This is a genomic window from Candidatus Poriferisodalis sp., assembly GCF_965204125.1.
Classification (GTDB): domain Bacteria; phylum Actinomycetota; class Acidimicrobiia; order Acidimicrobiales; family Poriferisodalaceae; genus Poriferisodalis.
Genome location: NZ_OZ241968.1, coordinates 2,349,198 through 2,366,646, shown reverse-complemented (window position 1 = coordinate 2,366,646; position 17,449 = coordinate 2,349,198). Strand labels below are relative to the sequence as shown.

Here is a 17,449-nt window from a genome sequence, read left to right as displayed (position 1 = left end):
TCCATTCGCCACTTCGGAGCGGCGTGCGGAGGGGACGACGGCAAGTCCACTGAGTCCCAGCCAGTACCGTCAAGTCGTGCGATGGCTCGCGGCAGGACGTGTCTGAAAGGCACAGAGCGGGTTTGCGAGGTCCCCCGGACCGCCCGTCGCGATGGCGCCTTGGCTTCTAGGGGAACAAGGCAGGTTCGCGAGATAGATCGAGTGTGTGGATTGGGGCGGCGTCTCGCAGTGGCGCAGGGTTGCAGCGCGGGGTCGGCTTCTTGGATCGGGCGGGGTTCGGCGCCGAGTCCGCGTCGGGAGGTATGAGCCGGTAGCAGCCGTTGCGTTTGATGACCTGCCAATTGTGATCGTGGATCTTGTCGTGGCAGGACCAGCACACCAGCACGAGGTTGTCGATCTTGGTGGGGCCGCCGCAGAGCCAGGGGACGATGTGGTGCGCTTCGCAGTCGCCAGGCGGGACGCCGCAGCCGATGCAGGCGCCGTCGCGGGCGATCAGGGCGCGACGTTGCGCTGCGGTGGGCGCTCGTGCGGCGACTGCCTCGTAAAGGGGTGTGAGTTCTTTGCCGAACAGCACGACGGAGATGTCCGCGTTGCAGCAGAGCCGCTCGATAACGCTGGCGGGCACCGGCCCGGTGCCTGCGATCTCTCCGATGCCGCCGTGATCGTCGAGCAGGTCTGCGAGGTCAGCTCGCACGATGATCTGGGTCGTTTGGGCTTTGTGACCCGCAGAGCCCGTGCTGCCGCCGGCCGCGTGCCCGCAGCCGGTCGCCTCGTTGCCGACAGCGGTGCCGCCTTGAGAGGGTTCGTGGGAGGCCGTGGGCGCGGAGCCAGAGTGAGTGAGGATGCCGTCGAGGGCGTCTGCCATGCGCTGGTCGCGGGTGCGGACCGCGCTGTTGTCTGCTGGGCCGTTGCGCTGTAGGCGACGGTCGGCTTGGCGGAGGCGTTCGGCTTCGTCGCGGATGCGGGTCTGGATCCGAGCACCCATCTCTGCGTCGAACGCACCGCGCATCTGCACAGTGCCGTCCTCGCCGTTCCAAAAGCGCACGTCGCGGTTGCGGCGATTGCGGCGGTGCTGATCTGCGAGGCTCGCGGCGTCTTGGTGCTTCGCAGCCCAGCGCGCCGATGCTTGGGCGAACTCATCGGGCGGCAACGTCTTGGCCAAGTCCACCAGCTCGGGATCGCTCTGCACTGCTTCGGGACTCGTCTGGCGTGCGGCGCGGGCCAGACGGGCGGCATTGGCCATGCACATTTCGCCGTCAGCCAGCGCCGACCGAGCGTCGGGCAGCTGCTCGAGTTCGGCGGCGGTGCGCACGTTGCGAGCCGCGTCCGAGCGCGGGACCCCAGCGATCTGGTGCAGCACCCCGGCACCGCCGTCGCCGTGGCGCTCGCGTCGCGCGATCTGGGATGCCACGGCGGTCTCAAGCGTCTCAAGCCGGGCGCGCAGCGGCTTAGCCAGTGCGAGCGCTTCGCGAAGCTCGCCGGTGGGCGCAGTGTCGATGCCGTCGAGGGCCGCTTCCAGCGAGTCGAGCGCCTGCCGCACCTGGGAGAACATGCGTTCACCCTACCGGGCCCCTGTGACAAATGACTGTTTATCTGCACTTTAGTGAATGACAGTTATATGACATAATGTTTCATAGTTTATAAAAGAATTTCAATGTCTTCCAAAGTTAACTCACAGCCGTCGCTCACCCCTGATCGCTCGACTTCAGACGCTGTGCCAGCGCCGATTCCGCAGTCCCCTCGATCGTCACTACCGGACGCAAAGCCGCAGGGGCGGGGCTTGCTCAGCTGGACGGGCTGAACTGGATCGGGAGGGGGTGGCCGGTGCGGGTGAACAGATCTTGCAGCATCCGCAGCGTCATGCCCCAGATCACCCGTCCGTGGCCGACTTCGATGCCGGGGAAGCGCTCGTCGGGTCGAGGCGGGTAGTGATAGTCGATGTGGTGTCGAGGGTCGGCCAGTTCTGCCACCGACACCCAGAACGCGTCGGCCACTTCGTAGTTCAGCGTCAGTGCGGGGCGGGCGCCGTCGAGCCAGCACACGTGCGGCGTTACCCGCAGTGCCGCGCCGCGCCAGCGGGGATTGCCTTCGAGGTCGTTGAGCCGGCCGAGCCAGCGCACCCCGGCGTGCGCTGTGATGTCGAAGCCGATCTCTTCGCGGCTCTCGCGCACCGCCGTGTCGAACGTGTCGTCGTCGTCGGGCTCGGTGCGCCCTCCCGGAAACGCCATGTGGCCCGACCACGGGTCGCCGTCGCGGGTAGCTCGTTCGATGAAGAGCATCTCTGGGCTCCTGTCTCCCGAGCGCACCACTGCGGCGACGGAGGCAGTCGGGCCGCGATACGGCGCGTCGAGGTCCTGACTGAGCACTGCCGACAGGCGTTCCGCTTCGAACGCCTCAGAGACAGAGTGCAGACCGACCACGGCCTCGCAGCGTAGGTCGGACGCATGCGACGGCTCTCAGTTCGCCCCGGATGGCTCCAGCGGTCGGTGAGAGCGGCTCCGAAGTAGGCCACAACGAGGCTCAGCTCGGGCGCGAGAGCCGCTGCTACCGTCGCCGCGATGACTGCTGCCGACGCTGACAACTCGATCGCTGCGGACGATCCGCTGACGGGCATGGATGCAGGTTCGTTCGGGGCGTTCGTGAGCGAGGTCGCGCAATTTCGGGACACGGTCGTGGCACCGAACGTGAACCTCTGGGAGAGCGAGAAGCGCATGGCACCCGAGGCCCTGCGGGACGCCTCAGAGATCGGGCTGCTCGCCATGGAGGTGCCTGCAGCTCTGGGTGGGCTCGGGATGAGCTTTGCCCAGAAGTGCCGCATCGTCGAGGTGCTGAGCGCTGTGTCGATGCCGTTCGCGTTCAGCCTGGTGAACACCGGCAACGTCGCAGCGCGTGTGGCTCGGCTCGGCAGCGACGCCCACCGCGAGCGGTACCTAGCCGACCTGATGGCCGGACGCCGGTTCGGCTCCACCGCGCTGACCGAGCCGGGTGCCGGCAGCGACTTCGCCAACATCGCCACTACCGCGACGCCCGTCGACGGCGGCTGGCGGCTCGACGGCGTCAAGGCATGGATCACCAACGCTGCGCACTCCGACGTCATCTTCTGCTACGCCCAGACCGAACCCGGCTCCCGGGGGCGCGGCATCGCATCATTCCTCGTCGACGGCACCCGGCCCGGCTTCGAGCGGCTGGCGCCGTACGAGCTGGCGGGCGGCCACCTGATCGGCACCGGCGGCTTCCGGCTCGACGGCTATATCGCCGAAGCCGACGACCTCATCGGCCCGCCAGGACAGGCGTTCATCGCCGCTATGTCGAGCGTGAACGGTGCCCGCACCTACGTCGCCGCTATGTGCTGCGCCATGGTGGAGGCCACCCTCGCGAGCGCAGTCCGTTACGGAGCCGGGCGGGAGGCGTTCGGCAAGCCCGTCATCGCCCATCAAGGTCTGGCGTGGAAGTTGGCCGGGGTGCAGAACCGCCTCGAAGCCGCCCAGCTGCTCACCGCCCGCGCCGTCGAAGCGGTCACCACCTCGCTGCGCACGGGTGACGCGAGCGAGGCGATCCTGCCGGCGGCGCACGCCAAGAAGTTCGCCACCGAGACGGCCGAGGCCGACATCGCCGCCTGCATTCAAGCCATGGGTGCCGAGGGCCTGCGCAGCGATCACCCGGGAGGTCACCACCTCATTGGTGCGCGCATCGCGAACTATGTGGACGGCAGCACCGAGATCCAGACCGACCGCATCGCCCGCTCGCTCGCCGCCACGTACGCGACAGGCTGAATCCGCCACACGATCCGCTCCTATGGCGCGACCGAGCGGCAGGCTGAACTGGCCGCATAACCGCTCCCCCGCCGCCACGCAGGCGACAGGCTGGGTCACGGCACTCAGCCGAAGACACCTTCTTCCCGCAGTGCGGTGATGTCATCCCACGTGTAGCCGTGCTCGAGCAGCACTTCCTCGGTGTGCTGACCCAGTTCGGGCGCGACGGCGCCAGGCTTCAGCGGCGTGGCCGACATGCGGATCGGGGTGCCGATCACCGTGCGTTCGCCCTCGGGGTGCTCCACCCGTTGCAGGTAGCCGTTCTCGTACATCGACTCGTCAGCCACGATCGCCTCGTAGTCGCGGACCAGCCCGTAGCGGACCCCGGCCCCAGTGAGCACCGCCTCCCACTCGTCGAGGGTCCTGGTGGGGAAGACCTCGTCGATGATCGTGACCAGCTCGGCCCTGGCTTCCGAGCTCAGCATCAGCGCCAGGAACCGTTCGTCGTCGGCAAGGTCTGGCCGGTCGAGCAGCTTGGCGAATTCGGGCCATCCGGGTCCGGTGCCGCTGAGCAGATGGATCCAGCCGTCAGCCGCCTCCACGGTGTGGAGCAACGTGGGAACGAAGGCGTGACCCGAATCGATGCGTTCCGGGTTGCGGCCGGTCAGCAGGGTGTAGGTCATCTCGGATGCCTGGGCGTAGATCATGCCGCCCACGAGCGACACGTCGACCCGCTGTCCAAGCCCGGCCTCGGTGCGATGGAGCAGCGCAGCAAGAATGCCGGTGACCATGTTCTGGCAACCGACATGGTCGGAGATGACCGCCCCATTCATGATGGGCGGTCCGCCGTCGATTCGGGTGGCGAACATGAGCCCGCCTTCTGCCTGACCTGACGAGTCGGCTCCCTCCCGTATCGACTTGGGGCCGATCGGACCGAAGGTCGAACCGGTGGCGTACACGAGCCGGGGATTGATGGCAGACAGGTGCTCATACGACAGGCCCCAGGCCTCCATGGTCCCGGGCACGAAGTTGTGGATCAGGACATCGGTCGTCTCGACGAACCGTTCGAGTGCTCGCTTCCCGCCTGGGGTGCGCAAGTCGAGGGTGACCGACCGCTTCCCCCGGTTGCACGCTTCGTAGTACGGGTTCCGTGGATCGGTGGGCGACACGGGGATCACCCGCGCGAGGTCGCCCATGCCCGGCAGCTCGATCTTGATGACCGACGCTCCCATATCGTGCAGGGTCGCCGCGGCTTGAGGGCCCTGCACCAAAATTGACAAGTCGAGGACGGTGTAGTCGTCAAGCGCTCCCATCGCCGGATCGTAACCCCACCCACTTGCCGCAATATTGGGTGCCCCCAATCCGCCGGTATGTCAGGATGCTGCACACCAGGATCTTCTCGTCGAGTGAGGCAGACATGAGCGAGCCCATGACAACGTCGAAGTCCCAAGAGCTGTACGAGCGGGCGAAGGCCGTGGTTCCCAAAGGCGTGTACGGCCACTACGGCCCCGCCGTCATCGAGGATGGCCCGGTCTTCTTCTCATCGGCTGAGGGCGCCCGCTTCACCGACGTGGACGGGAACTCCTACATCGACTGGATGTGTGCGTACGGGCCGAACATCTTGGGCTACAACCATCCCGCCGTCGAGGAGGCAGCAGAGAAGCAGGCCGCCGACGGCAGCACGGTCAGCCTCGCGGCGCCGGTCATGGTGGAACTAGCCGAGGAACTCGTCGACCTCGTGGAGGGGGCCGACTGGGCGCTGTTCGGCAAGAACGGCGCCGATGCGACAGGACTGGCCGTGATGGTGGCCCGCGCAGCCACCGGCCGTCGGCACATCCTCAAGATCCAGGGCGGCTATCACGGCTCGGCCCCGTGGATGCAGGCGCCCGGGAACAAGGGCACCATCGCGGAGGACCAAGCTTTCGTCATCGAGGTGCCATGGAACGACGCGCAGGCTGTGCAGACCGCTATCGATACGCATCCGGGCGACATCGCCTGCTTCATCTCATCGCCGTACCACCATCCCGTGTTCGCCGACAACGAACAGCCAGCGGACGGCTACTGGGCCGCAGTCGAAGGCGCCTGCCGGGCTGCGGGCATCGTCGTGATCCTGGACGAAGTCCGCAGCGGGTTCCGGATCGACTTGGCCGGCGCGCACGTTGCGTACGGGTTCAGACCCGATCTGATGTGTTTCGGCAAGGCGATCGGGAACGGGCATCCGCTCGCTGCGCTGGCCGGCACTGACGCGCTGAAGGAGGCCGCCGGTGAGACGTTCTTCACCGGCACCCAGTTTTTCAACGCGGCACCCATGGCCGCCGGGCTCGCCACGCTGCGAGAACTGCGTGCGGCGGATGCCGCCAAAGCAACAACCGAGATCGGCACCCGTCTGGGCGAGGCGCTGACGGACGTGGCGGCGGCACATGGGCACGAGCTGCGGGTGAGCGGCGTGCCGGCCATGCCGTACCTGCGCATCGTCGGCGAGGGCGGCTCGAAGTTCCATGCACGTTGGGTCGCCGAGTGCATCCGCCGCGGTGCCTACCTGCTCAGCTATCACAACAACTTCGTCTGCGCGGCTCACACCGACGACGACATCAAGCGCACCTGTGACATCGCCGACGCAGCCTTCGCTGCGCTGGCCTGAGGCTCACAACAGCTCGCACCCGCACTCGCGCAGTCCGCGCCGCGCCCCTCCGAGGAGGCTCCGCTCATGAAGTTCGGCTTCACCGTGCCCAACAATTTCGGGGTGGACGACCCCGCCGAGGTGGTCGCGCTGGCGGTCGAGGCCGAGCAGCTCGGCTTCGACTCGGTGTGGGTGAACCATCACGTCCTCAACGTGGGCTACGTGTGGGACCGGCTGGGCGAACGGCCCTACCACGACGCGCTGGTGACGCTCACGTGGATGGCGGCACACACATCGCGGGTGCGCCTGGGCACCAGCGTGCTGGTGATGCCGTACCTGCACCCGATGGTGCTGGCCAAGGAGCTGGCCACGCTGGATCGCCTGAGCGGCGGTCGCCTGGTGGTCGGGCTGGGAGTGGGCAGCTTGCCGGAAGAGAACGCGCTGCTCGGCGCGGAATACGACGACCGCGGCCGGCTCAGCAACGAGTTCATCGAGGTGCTCGATCTGCTGTGGACCCAGCCGAGAGCCGACTACAACGGGCACTACTACTCGTTTGACGGCGCCGTGAGTTCGCCCAAGCCGTTGCAGCAGCCTCGACCTCCGATACTGATCGGCGGCAACCGCCCTCCGGCGCTGCGGCGCGTCGGCCGTCTGGGCGACGGCTGGCACCCGATGATGCTGTCGCCCGAGAGCGTCGCGAAGCGCCTGCCAGCGATCCGCGAGGCCGCAGAGGCGGCAGGCCGCCCTGGCATCCCCGCTGAAGTCTCCGTGCGCCGGACCGCCGACGAAGTCACTCCGGAGCTGGCCGCCGACTATGCAGCCGTCGGGGTGACAGAGCTCGTGGTCTCCTGGAACACCGGCGAGGTTGCCGAGATCAGCGAGGGCCTCGCCGCCTTCGCCGTCGAACACGGCATCGGCGGCTGAAACGCCGGGCTGTCCGGTCCGGCTACTTCGAGCGGAACGAGGCTTCCATCTCGTCGATGTCGAAGCCGCCGTGTGCCACGCCGTCGGTGGCGTATTCGTACAGCGCCGTCTTGAAGTAGAGGCTCAACGCGCTCACCACAACGCTCACGGCGAGTACACCGATCACGCCGACGGCGATGCCGATGTACAGGCCGATCCCGGGCACCAACGTCGCGATCAGCACTGCAACCAGGATGATCGGCAGGGCGATCACGAAGCCCAACAAGCCGAACCCCGCCTGAGCGATGAGATTCTCCCCCCATGTGCGGCGGACCAGCGACATGGAGTGCTTGACGCTGGCGAACGACCGGTAGTCGTCGATGATGATGGCAGGAACGACCAGATAGGTGGCCACGCCCCACGCCGCCTCGGCCAAGAACGTGAGCATCTGGCCCAACCAGCCCAGACGCTCTCGCAGGAAGCGCAGCACCAGCCCGACGGTCAACGTGATGAGCGCCCAGCCGAGCAGGCTCGGCAGCCGTGACGCCGCCTTGCCCATTGCGCTGCGCACGGTGGGATCGCCGCCGGTCATGCGCTCGTGCGCGCCGGCCACGAGTGCACCTTCGAAGTACACCACCGTGGCGGTTGCCACGAAGGCAAATACGAGCCCGAGCACGACCGCGCTGCCTTCGACACTCTCGGCGCCCCCGCTTGCATCGAAGCTGCCGGTGACGAAGCCGACCACCGCCGCCGCAGCGACAATGGCCAGGATGGTCAGCATGCTGAGAACGGGCAGCCACAGCAGCTCGCGGTCCTGCTTCAGCAGCGACCACGAGTTCTTGGTCAGCCGCCACGTATTGGCGAATCGGCCCATAGGAACGCTCCTTGCTTCATCAGCCCCGCAGGCGGATCGATGACGACCCCCCGCGTCGCGGCTGGCGCACCGTGCACGGTCGAGCGTACCCAGCCCGCGCGACACCGGATCGTCAGTTTTGCGAACGCGCAGCGACAGGCGGATCGAGTTCGGTGGCCTGCTTCGCCGGTTCAGGAATGGCACGCGAACCGGCCGGCGTGCGGATCACCATGGCCACCGAGAACAGCACGACGGCGCCGCCCAGGAACTGCATGGGCGTGACCGGCTCGCCGTGGATGAGCCACGCCGTCCCCACGGCCACGATGTGCATGGCCAGCACGTACAGCGAGGATCGGGCCACCTCGATGTGACCGTGGCACCACGTCATCAGCACGTGACCGAATACCCCGGTCACGAAGGCCACGATCACGATCCACAGCCAATCCAGGCCGCCGAATTCGAAGAATTGGCTCGGCGTCACCAGCAGCAGCGTGGGCGGGACCGCGGCAACAAACGACCAGAAGTTGATGCCCGCCATCCACTCGATCGGGTCCACATCGGTGGACGCTCTGGCCATCCGGGTCAGCACGAAATAGACGGTGAACGTCAGCACCGACATCGCCGTCAGGAACAGCCCGAACCCGCTGGCACGGAACTCGCCGCCGGCACCCATAATCACGCCGACAGCACCGCCCACCCCGATCAGCGTGAAGACGATCTGGCGAACGCTCACCCGGTCGCCGAATATCGGGCCCACCAGCGCCAGGAGCATGGCGGGCTGCAAGGCCATCATCACCGACATCACCGAGATCGTGACTTCCTGCACCGCAGCGAAGACGAAGACCATGTTGATGCCGAACGACACGCCCGGCAGCGCCGTCTGGGCGAACACCCGCCGAGACAGCCACCGGCCCCGCAGCGCCAGCACCACGAGCAGGAACGGCGTGGACATGCCGAAACGGATGAAGGCGCTCACCATCGCCGGTGCAGTGAGCAGCTTGGAGATCGGCGGCCCGAGGCCCCACGAGACGACCACAAGGCCCATGACCAGCAGCGGCAGGGCACCGCCCGCGGTCCGCACCGGTGCGGTCTCACGCACGGGTGTCACCTCGAACACCGGGGCACCGTTCTTCGGGATGGCTCGCGCGCCGTTGCCTGCTGCAACCTGCTGGCGCGAACCCCTCACCGGAGCGAGGCTACGACGATCGGCTGGGCGAATACCCTGCCAGCCTGAGAGCGCCCCGCTCGGGCGGAGGGAGAAGCCATGAACGACGACGCCAGCGCCGGAGCCGAGGTCAGCCTGCCGCCCCAGTGGTCATCAGACCTGAGCGGTCAGACGGCGTTCGTCACCGGCACCACGTCGGGCTTGGGCCGCCGATTCGCCACAGTGCTGGCTGCGTGCGGGGCCAGCGTGGCCATCTGCGGCCGACGTGTGGAGCGGCTGAATGCCTTGGCGGCCGAGCTGGAGGCCGGCGGCGCCACCGTGCTGCCCATACCGCTCGACGTAACCGACACCGAGGCGCTCTTCGAGGCCGTCGCCGCCGCCGAATCCCAGCTGGGAACGGTCCAGATTCTGGTGAACAACGCCGGCAAGCCCGACGCACGCCTGGCACTCAAGATGGACCCGGCCTTCGTCGACGAGATGATCTCCACCAACCTCACCTCGCTGTTCCACCTGTCGTGCGAGGTCGCACGCCGCCTGATCGCCGCCGAGTTGCCCGGCCGGATCGTCAACATTTCGTCGGGGGCCGCGTTCAGGGCGCCGCTGGGCACCTCCATGTACGCCATCACCAAGAGTGCCGTGGTGCGCATGACCGAGGTGCTGGCCCAGGAGTTCGCCCGCCACCACATCAACGTCAACACCATCGCCCCAGGTGCGTTCGACAGCGAGATGATGGATGGGATGCTCGAGCGCATGGGCGACTTCACCCAGATGTTCCCCCGTCGCCGTCTCGGCAAGCCCTCGCAGCTCGACTCGACGCTGCTGTACCTGGTGTCACCGCTGTCTGATTTCGTGTCCGGCACCTGCATCACTGTCGACGACGCACAGGGTGCCGATTGAGCCCATGAGCACGCCCGCCACGTACGTCGGCATTGCCGATCTCGACGAGGCGGCGAAGCATTGGCGCGAGCACGGCTGGGTGCTGGTCGACCAGCTCGTGCCGACGGCCGACATCGACCACGCCGTCGAGGAGCTCTGGGACCTGTACCCGCGCCCCGAGGAATTCCACTCGGGCGACCCAGCACTTCGAGAGCGCTTCGTCGGCCGCAGCTACAACCAAGGCCACAAGTTCGGAGAGACCGACCCCGAGGGAGCGGCCTTCCGTCCCGAGCAGTTCCTGGGCCACATCCTGTTCCCATACACCTCGCATCGCCTGAACCGTCTGCAGGTGCACGCCGATGTGCTCCGGTTCGCCCGCATGGCGATGGGCATCGACGACATCCGCATCTACCAAGCCCGTATCTGGGGCAAGTACACCGGGGTCGCCAACTACGAGCAGCCGTTCCATCAGGACCGCAACCACAACTTGGTGCCCGATCGTCTCGAAGCGGGCTGGTGGAACCTGGAGGGCTTCCTGTACCTCAGCGACGTGGATGACGGCGTGGCACCCACCGAGCTCGCCGGAGGCCCAGCAGACCCCGCGCGGCCCTACGACGGACCGCCCGACGGCGATCGGATCGCTGCCGCTGGCGTGCGCGGCTCGTTCCTTGCCTACCGGCCAGACGTGTGGCACCGCGGCGTCGACCTCACCCGCTCCGGCGGCAGCCGATTCCTGATGAGCGCCTCGTTCAAGCCCGGTGGCGCCGATTGGATCGGCTACGACAACGTGCAACCGGTCTCGAATGGACCCCTGTGGTCCAAGTTCGCCGCCTCCTGCACGCCCGACGAGCTGTCGTTGTTCGGCGCCCCGCTGCCCGGCCACCCGTACTGGACATCCGAACTGGTCGACGCGCTCGAAGACCGCTACCGCGGCATCGATGCCTCCCCCTGGCGCGACGCGCTGAGCTGACAGCGTTGCAGCGCTGGTTTGGCAGGAAGCCGGGCGTGGTCGCGAAGTAGCGTCGGCGGCCATGAGCTTTTTCGGATCTGACCACTTTGAGACGATCACCGACGACCTGATCTTCCCCGAGGGACCGGTAGTGCTGGCAGACGGCTCGGTGGCCGTTGTCGAGATCGGGCGCGGCACCATCACGCGCGTCGACGTGACCGACGGTCGCAAAGACATCCTGGCCACGCCGGGCGGCGGGCCGAACGGCGCAGCGCTGGGGCCTGACGGTGCGATGTACGTGTGCAACAACGGCGGCTTCGAGTGGATCACCGTGCGGGGCCGCACCGTGCCTGGCGAGGTGGCATCCGACTACACCACCGGCCGCATCGAGCGCATCGATCTCGAGACCGGCGAGGTGGACATCCTGTATGCGGATGTGAACGGCGTGTCACTCAAGGGGCCCAACGACATCATGTTCGACTCCACCGGCGGCTTCTGGTTCACCGACCACGGCAAGACCCGCACCCGCGACCGGGACCGCGGCGGGCTCTACTACGCCAAGGCCGACGGCAGCCACGTCGAGGAGATCGCCTTCCCGATGGACGGCCCGAATGGTGTGGGCATCTCCCCCGAAGAAGACCGGGTCTATGTGGCCGAGACGTTCCAAGGTGCCATGTTCGCCTTCGATCTCGAGGGCCCGGGCAAGGTCGCTGCCGGGGTGCCGGCCCGTGGCTGGTTCCTGGCCCGGCCGGCCGGCCGCAAGTACTTCGACTCGCTGGCCATGGACGCTGAGGGCAACGTGAGCGTGGCGACGATCCTCACCGGCGGCATCAGCACCTTCACTCGCGACGGCGACGAGCTGGAGTTCGCTCCCACCGACGACTCGGCCACCACCAACATCTGCTTCGGCGGCGACGACATGCGCACGGCCTACGTCACCCTGTCGGGCACCGGCCGGCTCGCCGTCGGCGACTGGCCCCGCCCCGGCCTCAAGCTCCCCTTCTGACGCCGCTTTCGCTGATCGACCCGATTTCGCCATTCGGTACCATCGACGCGACGGCGTTCGCAATAGTTCTCGAAGGGATCCATGACGGCCAAGCGACAGGGTGGCTACCCGACCATCAAGGACATCTCGCAGCACGCCGGTGTCTCGAAGTCGCTGGTATCACGCGCCTTGCGCGGCGAGGGTCACGTTCGCGAGAGCACCCGCCAGCGCATTCTTGAGTCGGCCGCAGAACTGGGCTACCGGGTACACGCCGGTGCTCGTTCGCTGGCGGGCCTGAGCAGCGGCACGATCGGGTTCGTCATCACCGGTCTCTTCGATGCCTTCTGGGGCGAGGTCATGTTCGCCGTGGATCACGAAGTCAGCCGGCGCGGCATGCGGACGCTGTACCTGTCGAGCCCGCCTGAGGTGAGCGGCGAGCGCGAGGTGATCGAGCGGATGCTCGAGTACCGCGTGGACGGCCTCGCATTGGGGCTACTCGGTCGACGTGACGCGGCCGAACTCGAGGAGTACGCCGATGTCCTGCCGGTCCTCGCACTGATGTACGACCTTCGATCCGACCGCTACGACACGCTCGTCACTGACGACGAGGCGGCAATGGCGTCCGTGATTCGTCATCTGGCCGAGTTGGGCCACAGCGATATCGCCCTCATCGGCGATGCCGAGATGCCCAACGTCGCAGCACGGACCCGCGGCTACACCAGCGAGATGGAGCGGTTGGGATGCTCGGGGCACATCTCATTCGAACCGGCCGGTTTCCTGCAATCGGACGGTTACGAAGCGACCGACAAGCTGCTGCGCCGTTCGCGGCGACCGACGGCCATTGCCTGCGTCAACGACGCCCAGGCCCGCGGTGCCGTCCTCGCCGCGGTCGACGCCGGCCTCAACGTGCCCGGCGACATCAGCATCACGGGCTTCGACGACTCGCTGTATGCCGTTGCAGGGGTGCCCCGTTTGACCACCGTGAGGCTGCCCCGTTCCGATATCGGGCAGACAGCGGTCAGCATGCTGAGCGACCGCATGAACGGCCGGGACACCGCACTCGTGTCGGTGCTGAACGCCGAGTTGGTGGTGCGAGACTCGACCGGACCGGCCGGCTAGCAGACTGACCGCCTAGGGCAAGATCTCCGCCACGCTGACGGCACGCCCCTCGCGTGCCGAGCGAGTTGCCGCCAGTGCAATCGCCAAGCATGCTCGGCCGTCTTCCAGCGTCACGGGCGGCGGTTCGCCTGCGAGCACGTCGACGAACGCAGCCCACTCGGCACGGTACGACTCGGCATACCGCTCGGTGAAGAACCACGGGATCGGCGCAGACGCCGCGCCCGCCGGCCCAGACCGCACCGCACTGTGGACGGTGGGGTTCTGTGATGCCATCGCCCCGGCGCTGCCGAACGCCTCGACCCGCTGGTCGTAGCCGTAGATCGCCTGCCGGCTGTTGTCGATGGTGGTGATGGTTCCGTCGGTGTGAGTGAGCACCGCCACCGCGGTGTCCCAGTCACCGAGCTCGCCGATCACGGGATCGATCCGCACCGCGCCTGCCGCGTACACCTCGGTGACCTCGGCGCCGACCACGAAGCGTGCCATGTCGAAGTCGTGGATCATCATGTCGGCAAAGATGCCCCCCGAGCCGGCCACATAGTCGTGCGGCGGGGGCTCCGGGTCACGGCTCGTGATCCCCACGATGTGCACCTCGCCGAGTTCGCCGCTGCGAGCAGCGGCGGCCACGGCCCGATGCGAAGGGTCGAAGCGACGGTTGAAGCCCAGCTGAACTGCGGTGCCTGCAGCGGCAACCGCATACACAGCGCGCTCCGCCTCGGCCAGATCCAGCGAAACGGGTTTCTCACAGAACGCCGGCAGCCCGGCTTCCGCCGCCGCCACGATCAGGTCGACGTGCGTCTCTGTCGGCGAGCAGATGGCCACAGCGTCGACATCGGATCGGGCCATCAGCGCTGCCGGGCTGTCGGCAACGGGCACATCCAGCTCTGCTGCGAGCGATGCCGATGCAGCCGGAACGGCATCGCACACGGCCGCCAACCGGAGGCCGTCGATGCCAGCCAGATGGCGCGCATGCATCTGGCCGATCCGGCCGCAGCCGATGAGACCGATACCTGCTGCGCTCACGAGCCGCGCCGCTGGGCAGCCATTGCCTCGGCCATGTCGGCGGCTGCGGCAGCGATGTCAGGACGGTTGCTGATCTCGGGCACGCCTACCTGCCAGGCCACGCCGCCTTCGGTCCAGGATGTGGGGTGTGTGGCGAGCACGATCACATACGTGCGCTCGGATGCCCTCGCTCGCTCCAGCGCCGCTTCCAAGTCCGTGATGTTGACAACAGTCTCCGATGCGCACCCCATGGATGCTGCATGCGCCGCGAAGTCGACATGGAGCGGCCCCGGTCCCGATCGATCGGCTGCGCCTTTGGGAGTCTGGGTCATCGTGTCAGCCAGGAAGTTGTTGAACGACTCGCCGCCTTGGGCCTGCTGCAGCCGGTTGATGACGGCATAACCCCCGTTGTCGCATACCACCAGGGTGATCGGGTGGCCGCTCAGCACCGAGCTGTACAAGTCGGAGTTCATCATCAGGTACGAGCCGTCGCCGACGAGTGCAACGACATCGCGATCGGGCAGCGCCTGCTTCGCGCCCCACGCACCCGAGATCTCGTACCCCATCGTCGAATAGCCGTACTCGCAGTCGAAGGAGTGCTCCACATCGCTGCGCCAGCCGTTCACCGTCTCCCCAGGCAGACCGCCGGCTGCAGTCACCACGTAGGTGCGCTCATCGGCCGCTCTCGACACGGCACCCACCACCTGTGCGTACGTCGGCAGTTCTGCCAGCGAGCTGATGGCTTCCGGCGCAGCGAGCTTGTCTATGTACGCGTGGTACTGCGCGGTCTCGGTCTCGGCACGCGCCGTCCAGTCGGCTGGTGCGCGGTAGTCCACGATCGCGGCTCCCAGCTCGGCCAGTCCCTCTCGCGCGTCGGCGACCAAGGGGCAGCTTGCGTGCTTGGTCGCGTCGAACCGTGCCGTGTTCAGCCCGATGAATGTCGAGCCGCGATCGAACACGGTCCACGAGCCGGTGGCGAAGTCGCCCAGACGTGTGCCCACTGCCACGATCACGTCGGCAGCAGCGGCCATCGCGTTCGCAGAGACACAGCCCGTGACGCCGATCGGCCCGCAGGCAAGGGGGTGGCTGGACGGGAAGCTGGTGCGGCCGGCCACCGTCTCGACAACCGGGATGCCGTGGCGCTCGGCGAAGGCACGCAGCTCGGCTTCCGCCATCGACCAGCGCACTCCACCGCCGCTGATGAGCAGCGGACGTTGTGCTGCCGACAACGCTGCCGCAGCGGTTGCGAGCTCGCGCCGGTCGGGGCGCAGGCGCCGCACCCGATGCACCACCGGCTCGAAGAAACGCTCCGGGAAGGAATACGACTGAGCTTGGGTGTCCTGTGGCAAACCGATGAAGGCCGGGCCGCAATCGGCCGGGTCGAGCATCGTCGCTACTGCATTCGGCAGGCTCCCGAGCACCTGTTCGGGTGTGGTGAGCCTGTCCCAATAGCGGACGACGGCTCGGAAGGCGTCGTTGACCGTCATCGACGGATCGCCGAAGTGCTCAACCTGTTGCAGCACCGGGTCGGGCAGCCGATGGCTGAAGGTGTCTCCCGACAGCAGCAGCAGCGGCATGCGGTTCGCGTGAGCCACCGCTGCGGCGGTCACCATGTTGGTGGCGCCCGGACCGATGGAGCTGGTCGCCGCCATGATCCGGCGACGACGCATCGCCCGCGCATAGCCGACGCCGGCCAAGGCCATGCCCTGCTCGTTCTGCCCGCGCCACGTCGGCAGCGCATGACGCGCGCTGTGCAGTTCGGGTCCGAGACATGTCACGTTGCCGTGGCCGAAGATCGCATAAACGCCGCCGAACAGCGGCACCGACTCGCCGTCGGAGACAGCCGCCAGTCGGCCGGCCGCATCGGAGTCGAGGTCGTCGAGCGCAATCCGTTGCGCCGCCAAGTAGCGGACGATCGCTCCGGCGGTGGTCAGCTCGATATCTGCCATCGCGAGACTCCCTTCGGGGCGGCGTCACGGATGATGCGCGCCTGAGTTACCTGCTTGCCACGTCGGCGGGATCATGTGGTGCCAGCTCATCGACGTTGTCGGCGGTGAGCGGGACGACGTCCTCCCAAGTGCCGCTCATCCAGCTCCGCAACAGAGCGGCCTGCACGCTGACATAGGCCACCGCCTCGGCGAAGCCGGCGCAATGCGGGCGCCCGTCGCTGACCGCCGAGAGGTACTGGTGATCCTCGAGAGCGACGAGATCTTCGAACCCGATGGCGTTGGCGTCGCCGGGAACGAAAGCACCGTGGCCAGGGTGCCGTTCGCCCGCTCGAACCGTCGTGTAGCCACGCTCGGACGCGCTGCCGGCGTCCGGTGCCAGGTACAGCCGCAGCTCATTCATCGTCTCCAGATTCCAGCCCAGTGCGCCCTCGGTGCCGTAGATGTCGAAGGCCATCTGGCTCTCTGGGCCCACCATCGTGCGACTGACCTCAAACGTGCCCCGCGAACCGTTGGCGAACACGGCGAGGGCACCGAAGTAGTCCTCGTTGGTGACGGCGCCGGTCGGGTCGCCCAGCCGCCCGCGGGCGTAGTGGCTTGCGCCAGCTGCCGCGACCGGCCGCTCGACAATGAATGTGGCGCCGCTGCCGATCACCTTGGCGATCGGCCCGTTCAGCATCATGGCCAAGTCGATGGCGTGGCTGAGAATGTCGCTCGTGACGCCGTGGCCCGCTTGATCCAGCTCGAAGCGCCACGAGAGCAGCCCCAGCGGATCGGCCCCGAACATCGAGAAGAAGCGGCCCCGGTAGTTGGTGATCGATCCGAGCGCGCCACTGTCGATGAGGGTCTTGGCGTGCTGCACGAGCGGCGCATACCGGTAGTTGTAGCCAACCCCGGTGATGCTGCCCGCCGCTCTGGCGGCCTCGAAGCAGCGCACCGTCTGGGCCGGCGTGCCGCCGACCGGCTTCTCGCAGAACACGTGCTTGCCGGCGGCCACAGCCGCTGTGACGATCTCGGAGTGCAGCATGTTCGGCGCCGTGACGTACACGACGTCCACATCGGGACGATCCACGGCCGGCCGCCAATCGTCGGTCACGTCGCCGAAGCCGAAGCCCTCGCTGGCCGCTGCGCGCCGTTCGTCGACCGTGTCAGCGCAGACCACAAGTTCGGGCGCATAGCTGCGGTCGCTGAACAAGCTCGGGATGCGCATGACCGAGCGGGCATGCGCCTGGCCCATCCAGCCGAATCCGACCACGGCAATGCCCAAGCGCTGTCGCATTGA

15 protein-coding genes are annotated in these 17,449 nt (G+C 67.4%); 7 read left to right on the top strand and 8 right to left on the bottom strand.

Annotated elements, in window-relative coordinates; translation table 11 throughout:
* Nucleotides 1-166: 166 nt before the first annotated feature.
* Both ACOGXD_RS11050 and ACOGXD_RS11045 read right to left on the bottom strand, forming a co-directional pair.
* Nucleotides 167-1,552 (bottom strand): HNH endonuclease, encoded by a 1,386-nt coding sequence (locus tag ACOGXD_RS11050; protein WP_419915085.1) that lies wholly within the window; start codon nt 1,550-1,552, stop codon nt 167-169.
* Between the two features lie 232 nt (nt 1,553-1,784).
* A complete protein-coding gene (locus tag ACOGXD_RS11045; RefSeq protein ID WP_419915083.1) occupies nt 1,785-2,420 on the bottom strand; it encodes an NUDIX hydrolase in 636 nt (211 codons plus the stop codon).
* Between the two features lie 138 nt (nt 2,421-2,558).
* Here ACOGXD_RS11045 and ACOGXD_RS11040 point away from each other — a divergent pair, with 138 nt between their 5' ends.
* The gene (locus ACOGXD_RS11040) at nt 2,559-3,773 is read left to right on the top strand and encodes an acyl-CoA dehydrogenase family protein (RefSeq protein ID WP_419915081.1); all 1,215 of its coding nucleotides are present in this window, start codon (nt 2,559-2,561) and stop codon (nt 3,771-3,773) included.
* Nucleotides 3,774-3,877: 104 nt separating this feature from the next.
* On the opposite strand, the gene ACOGXD_RS11035 is transcribed toward ACOGXD_RS11040, so the two are convergent.
* Nucleotides 3,878-5,065, bottom strand: a complete 1,188-nt coding sequence (locus tag ACOGXD_RS11035; protein WP_419915079.1) for a CaiB/BaiF CoA transferase family protein — start codon at nt 5,063-5,065, stop codon at nt 3,878-3,880.
* Between the two features lie 104 nt (nt 5,066-5,169).
* Between ACOGXD_RS11035 and ACOGXD_RS11030 the strand changes: the two genes are divergently transcribed.
* Both ACOGXD_RS11030 and ACOGXD_RS11025 read left to right on the top strand, forming a co-directional pair.
* A complete protein-coding gene (locus ACOGXD_RS11030; RefSeq protein WP_419915077.1) occupies nt 5,170-6,393 on the top strand; it encodes an aminotransferase class III-fold pyridoxal phosphate-dependent enzyme in 1,224 nt (407 codons plus the stop codon).
* A gap of 66 nt (nt 6,394-6,459) precedes the next feature.
* Nucleotides 6,460-7,296, top strand: a complete 837-nt coding sequence (locus ACOGXD_RS11025; protein WP_419915075.1) for an LLM class F420-dependent oxidoreductase — start codon at nt 6,460-6,462, stop codon at nt 7,294-7,296.
* A gap of 22 nt (nt 7,297-7,318) precedes the next feature.
* Here ACOGXD_RS11025 and ACOGXD_RS11020 read toward each other — a convergent pair whose 3' ends face one another.
* Together ACOGXD_RS11020 and ACOGXD_RS11015 are read right to left on the bottom strand one after the other, a co-directional pair.
* Complete coding sequence (locus ACOGXD_RS11020) at nt 7,319-8,149, bottom strand: DUF6159 family protein (protein ID WP_419915073.1); 831 nt, start codon at nt 8,147-8,149, stop codon at nt 7,319-7,321.
* Between the two features lie 112 nt (nt 8,150-8,261).
* On the bottom strand, nt 8,262-9,314 hold the full coding sequence (locus tag ACOGXD_RS11015) for a DMT family transporter (protein ID WP_419915071.1): 1,053 nt from the start codon (nt 9,312-9,314) through the stop codon (nt 8,262-8,264).
* A gap of 78 nt (nt 9,315-9,392) precedes the next feature.
* On the opposite strand from ACOGXD_RS11015, the gene ACOGXD_RS11010 reads away from it, so the two are divergent.
* The 4 genes from ACOGXD_RS11010 to ACOGXD_RS10995 all read left to right on the top strand — a co-directional run bounded on the left by ACOGXD_RS11010 (nt 9,393) and on the right by ACOGXD_RS10995 (nt 13,222).
* Nucleotides 9,393-10,190, top strand: coding sequence for an SDR family NAD(P)-dependent oxidoreductase (locus tag ACOGXD_RS11010; RefSeq protein WP_419915069.1), 798 nt, complete (start codon nt 9,393-9,395; stop codon nt 10,188-10,190).
* A 4-nt stretch (nt 10,191-10,194) separates the two neighbouring features.
* Entirely contained in the window at nt 10,195-11,139 is a 945-nt protein-coding gene (locus ACOGXD_RS11005; protein ID WP_419915067.1) for a hypothetical protein, read from the top strand.
* A gap of 61 nt (nt 11,140-11,200) precedes the next feature.
* Complete coding sequence (locus tag ACOGXD_RS11000; protein WP_419915065.1) at nt 11,201-12,124, top strand: SMP-30/gluconolactonase/LRE family protein; 924 nt, start codon at nt 11,201-11,203, stop codon at nt 12,122-12,124.
* Between the two features lie 81 nt (nt 12,125-12,205).
* Nucleotides 12,206-13,222: a LacI family DNA-binding transcriptional regulator gene (locus ACOGXD_RS10995; protein WP_419915063.1), complete on the top strand. Its 1,017-nt coding sequence runs from the start codon at nt 12,206-12,208 to the stop codon at nt 13,220-13,222.
* Nucleotides 13,223-13,234: 12 nt separating this feature from the next.
* On the opposite strand, the gene iolG is transcribed toward ACOGXD_RS10995, so the two are convergent.
* The 3 genes from iolG to ACOGXD_RS10980 are packed head-to-tail and all read right to left on the bottom strand — an operon-like array spanning nt 13,235 to nt 17,446.
* Nucleotides 13,235-14,242 carry an inositol 2-dehydrogenase gene (gene iolG, locus ACOGXD_RS10990; RefSeq protein WP_419915061.1) on the bottom strand — a complete coding sequence of 336 codons (1,008 nt, stop codon included), beginning with the start codon at nt 14,240-14,242 and terminating at the stop codon, nt 13,235-13,237.
* Nucleotides 14,239-16,170, bottom strand: coding sequence for a 3D-(3,5/4)-trihydroxycyclohexane-1,2-dione acylhydrolase (decyclizing) (gene iolD / locus ACOGXD_RS10985; RefSeq protein WP_419915059.1), 1,932 nt, complete (start codon nt 16,168-16,170; stop codon nt 14,239-14,241). The genes iolG and iolD overlap by 4 nt, the downstream gene beginning before the upstream one ends.
* A gap of 46 nt (nt 16,171-16,216) precedes the next feature.
* Nucleotides 16,217-17,446 carry a Gfo/Idh/MocA family protein gene (locus tag ACOGXD_RS10980; protein WP_419915057.1) on the bottom strand — a complete coding sequence of 410 codons (1,230 nt, stop codon included), beginning with the start codon at nt 17,444-17,446 and terminating at the stop codon, nt 16,217-16,219.
* Between the last annotated feature and the right edge of the window lie 3 nt (nt 17,447-17,449).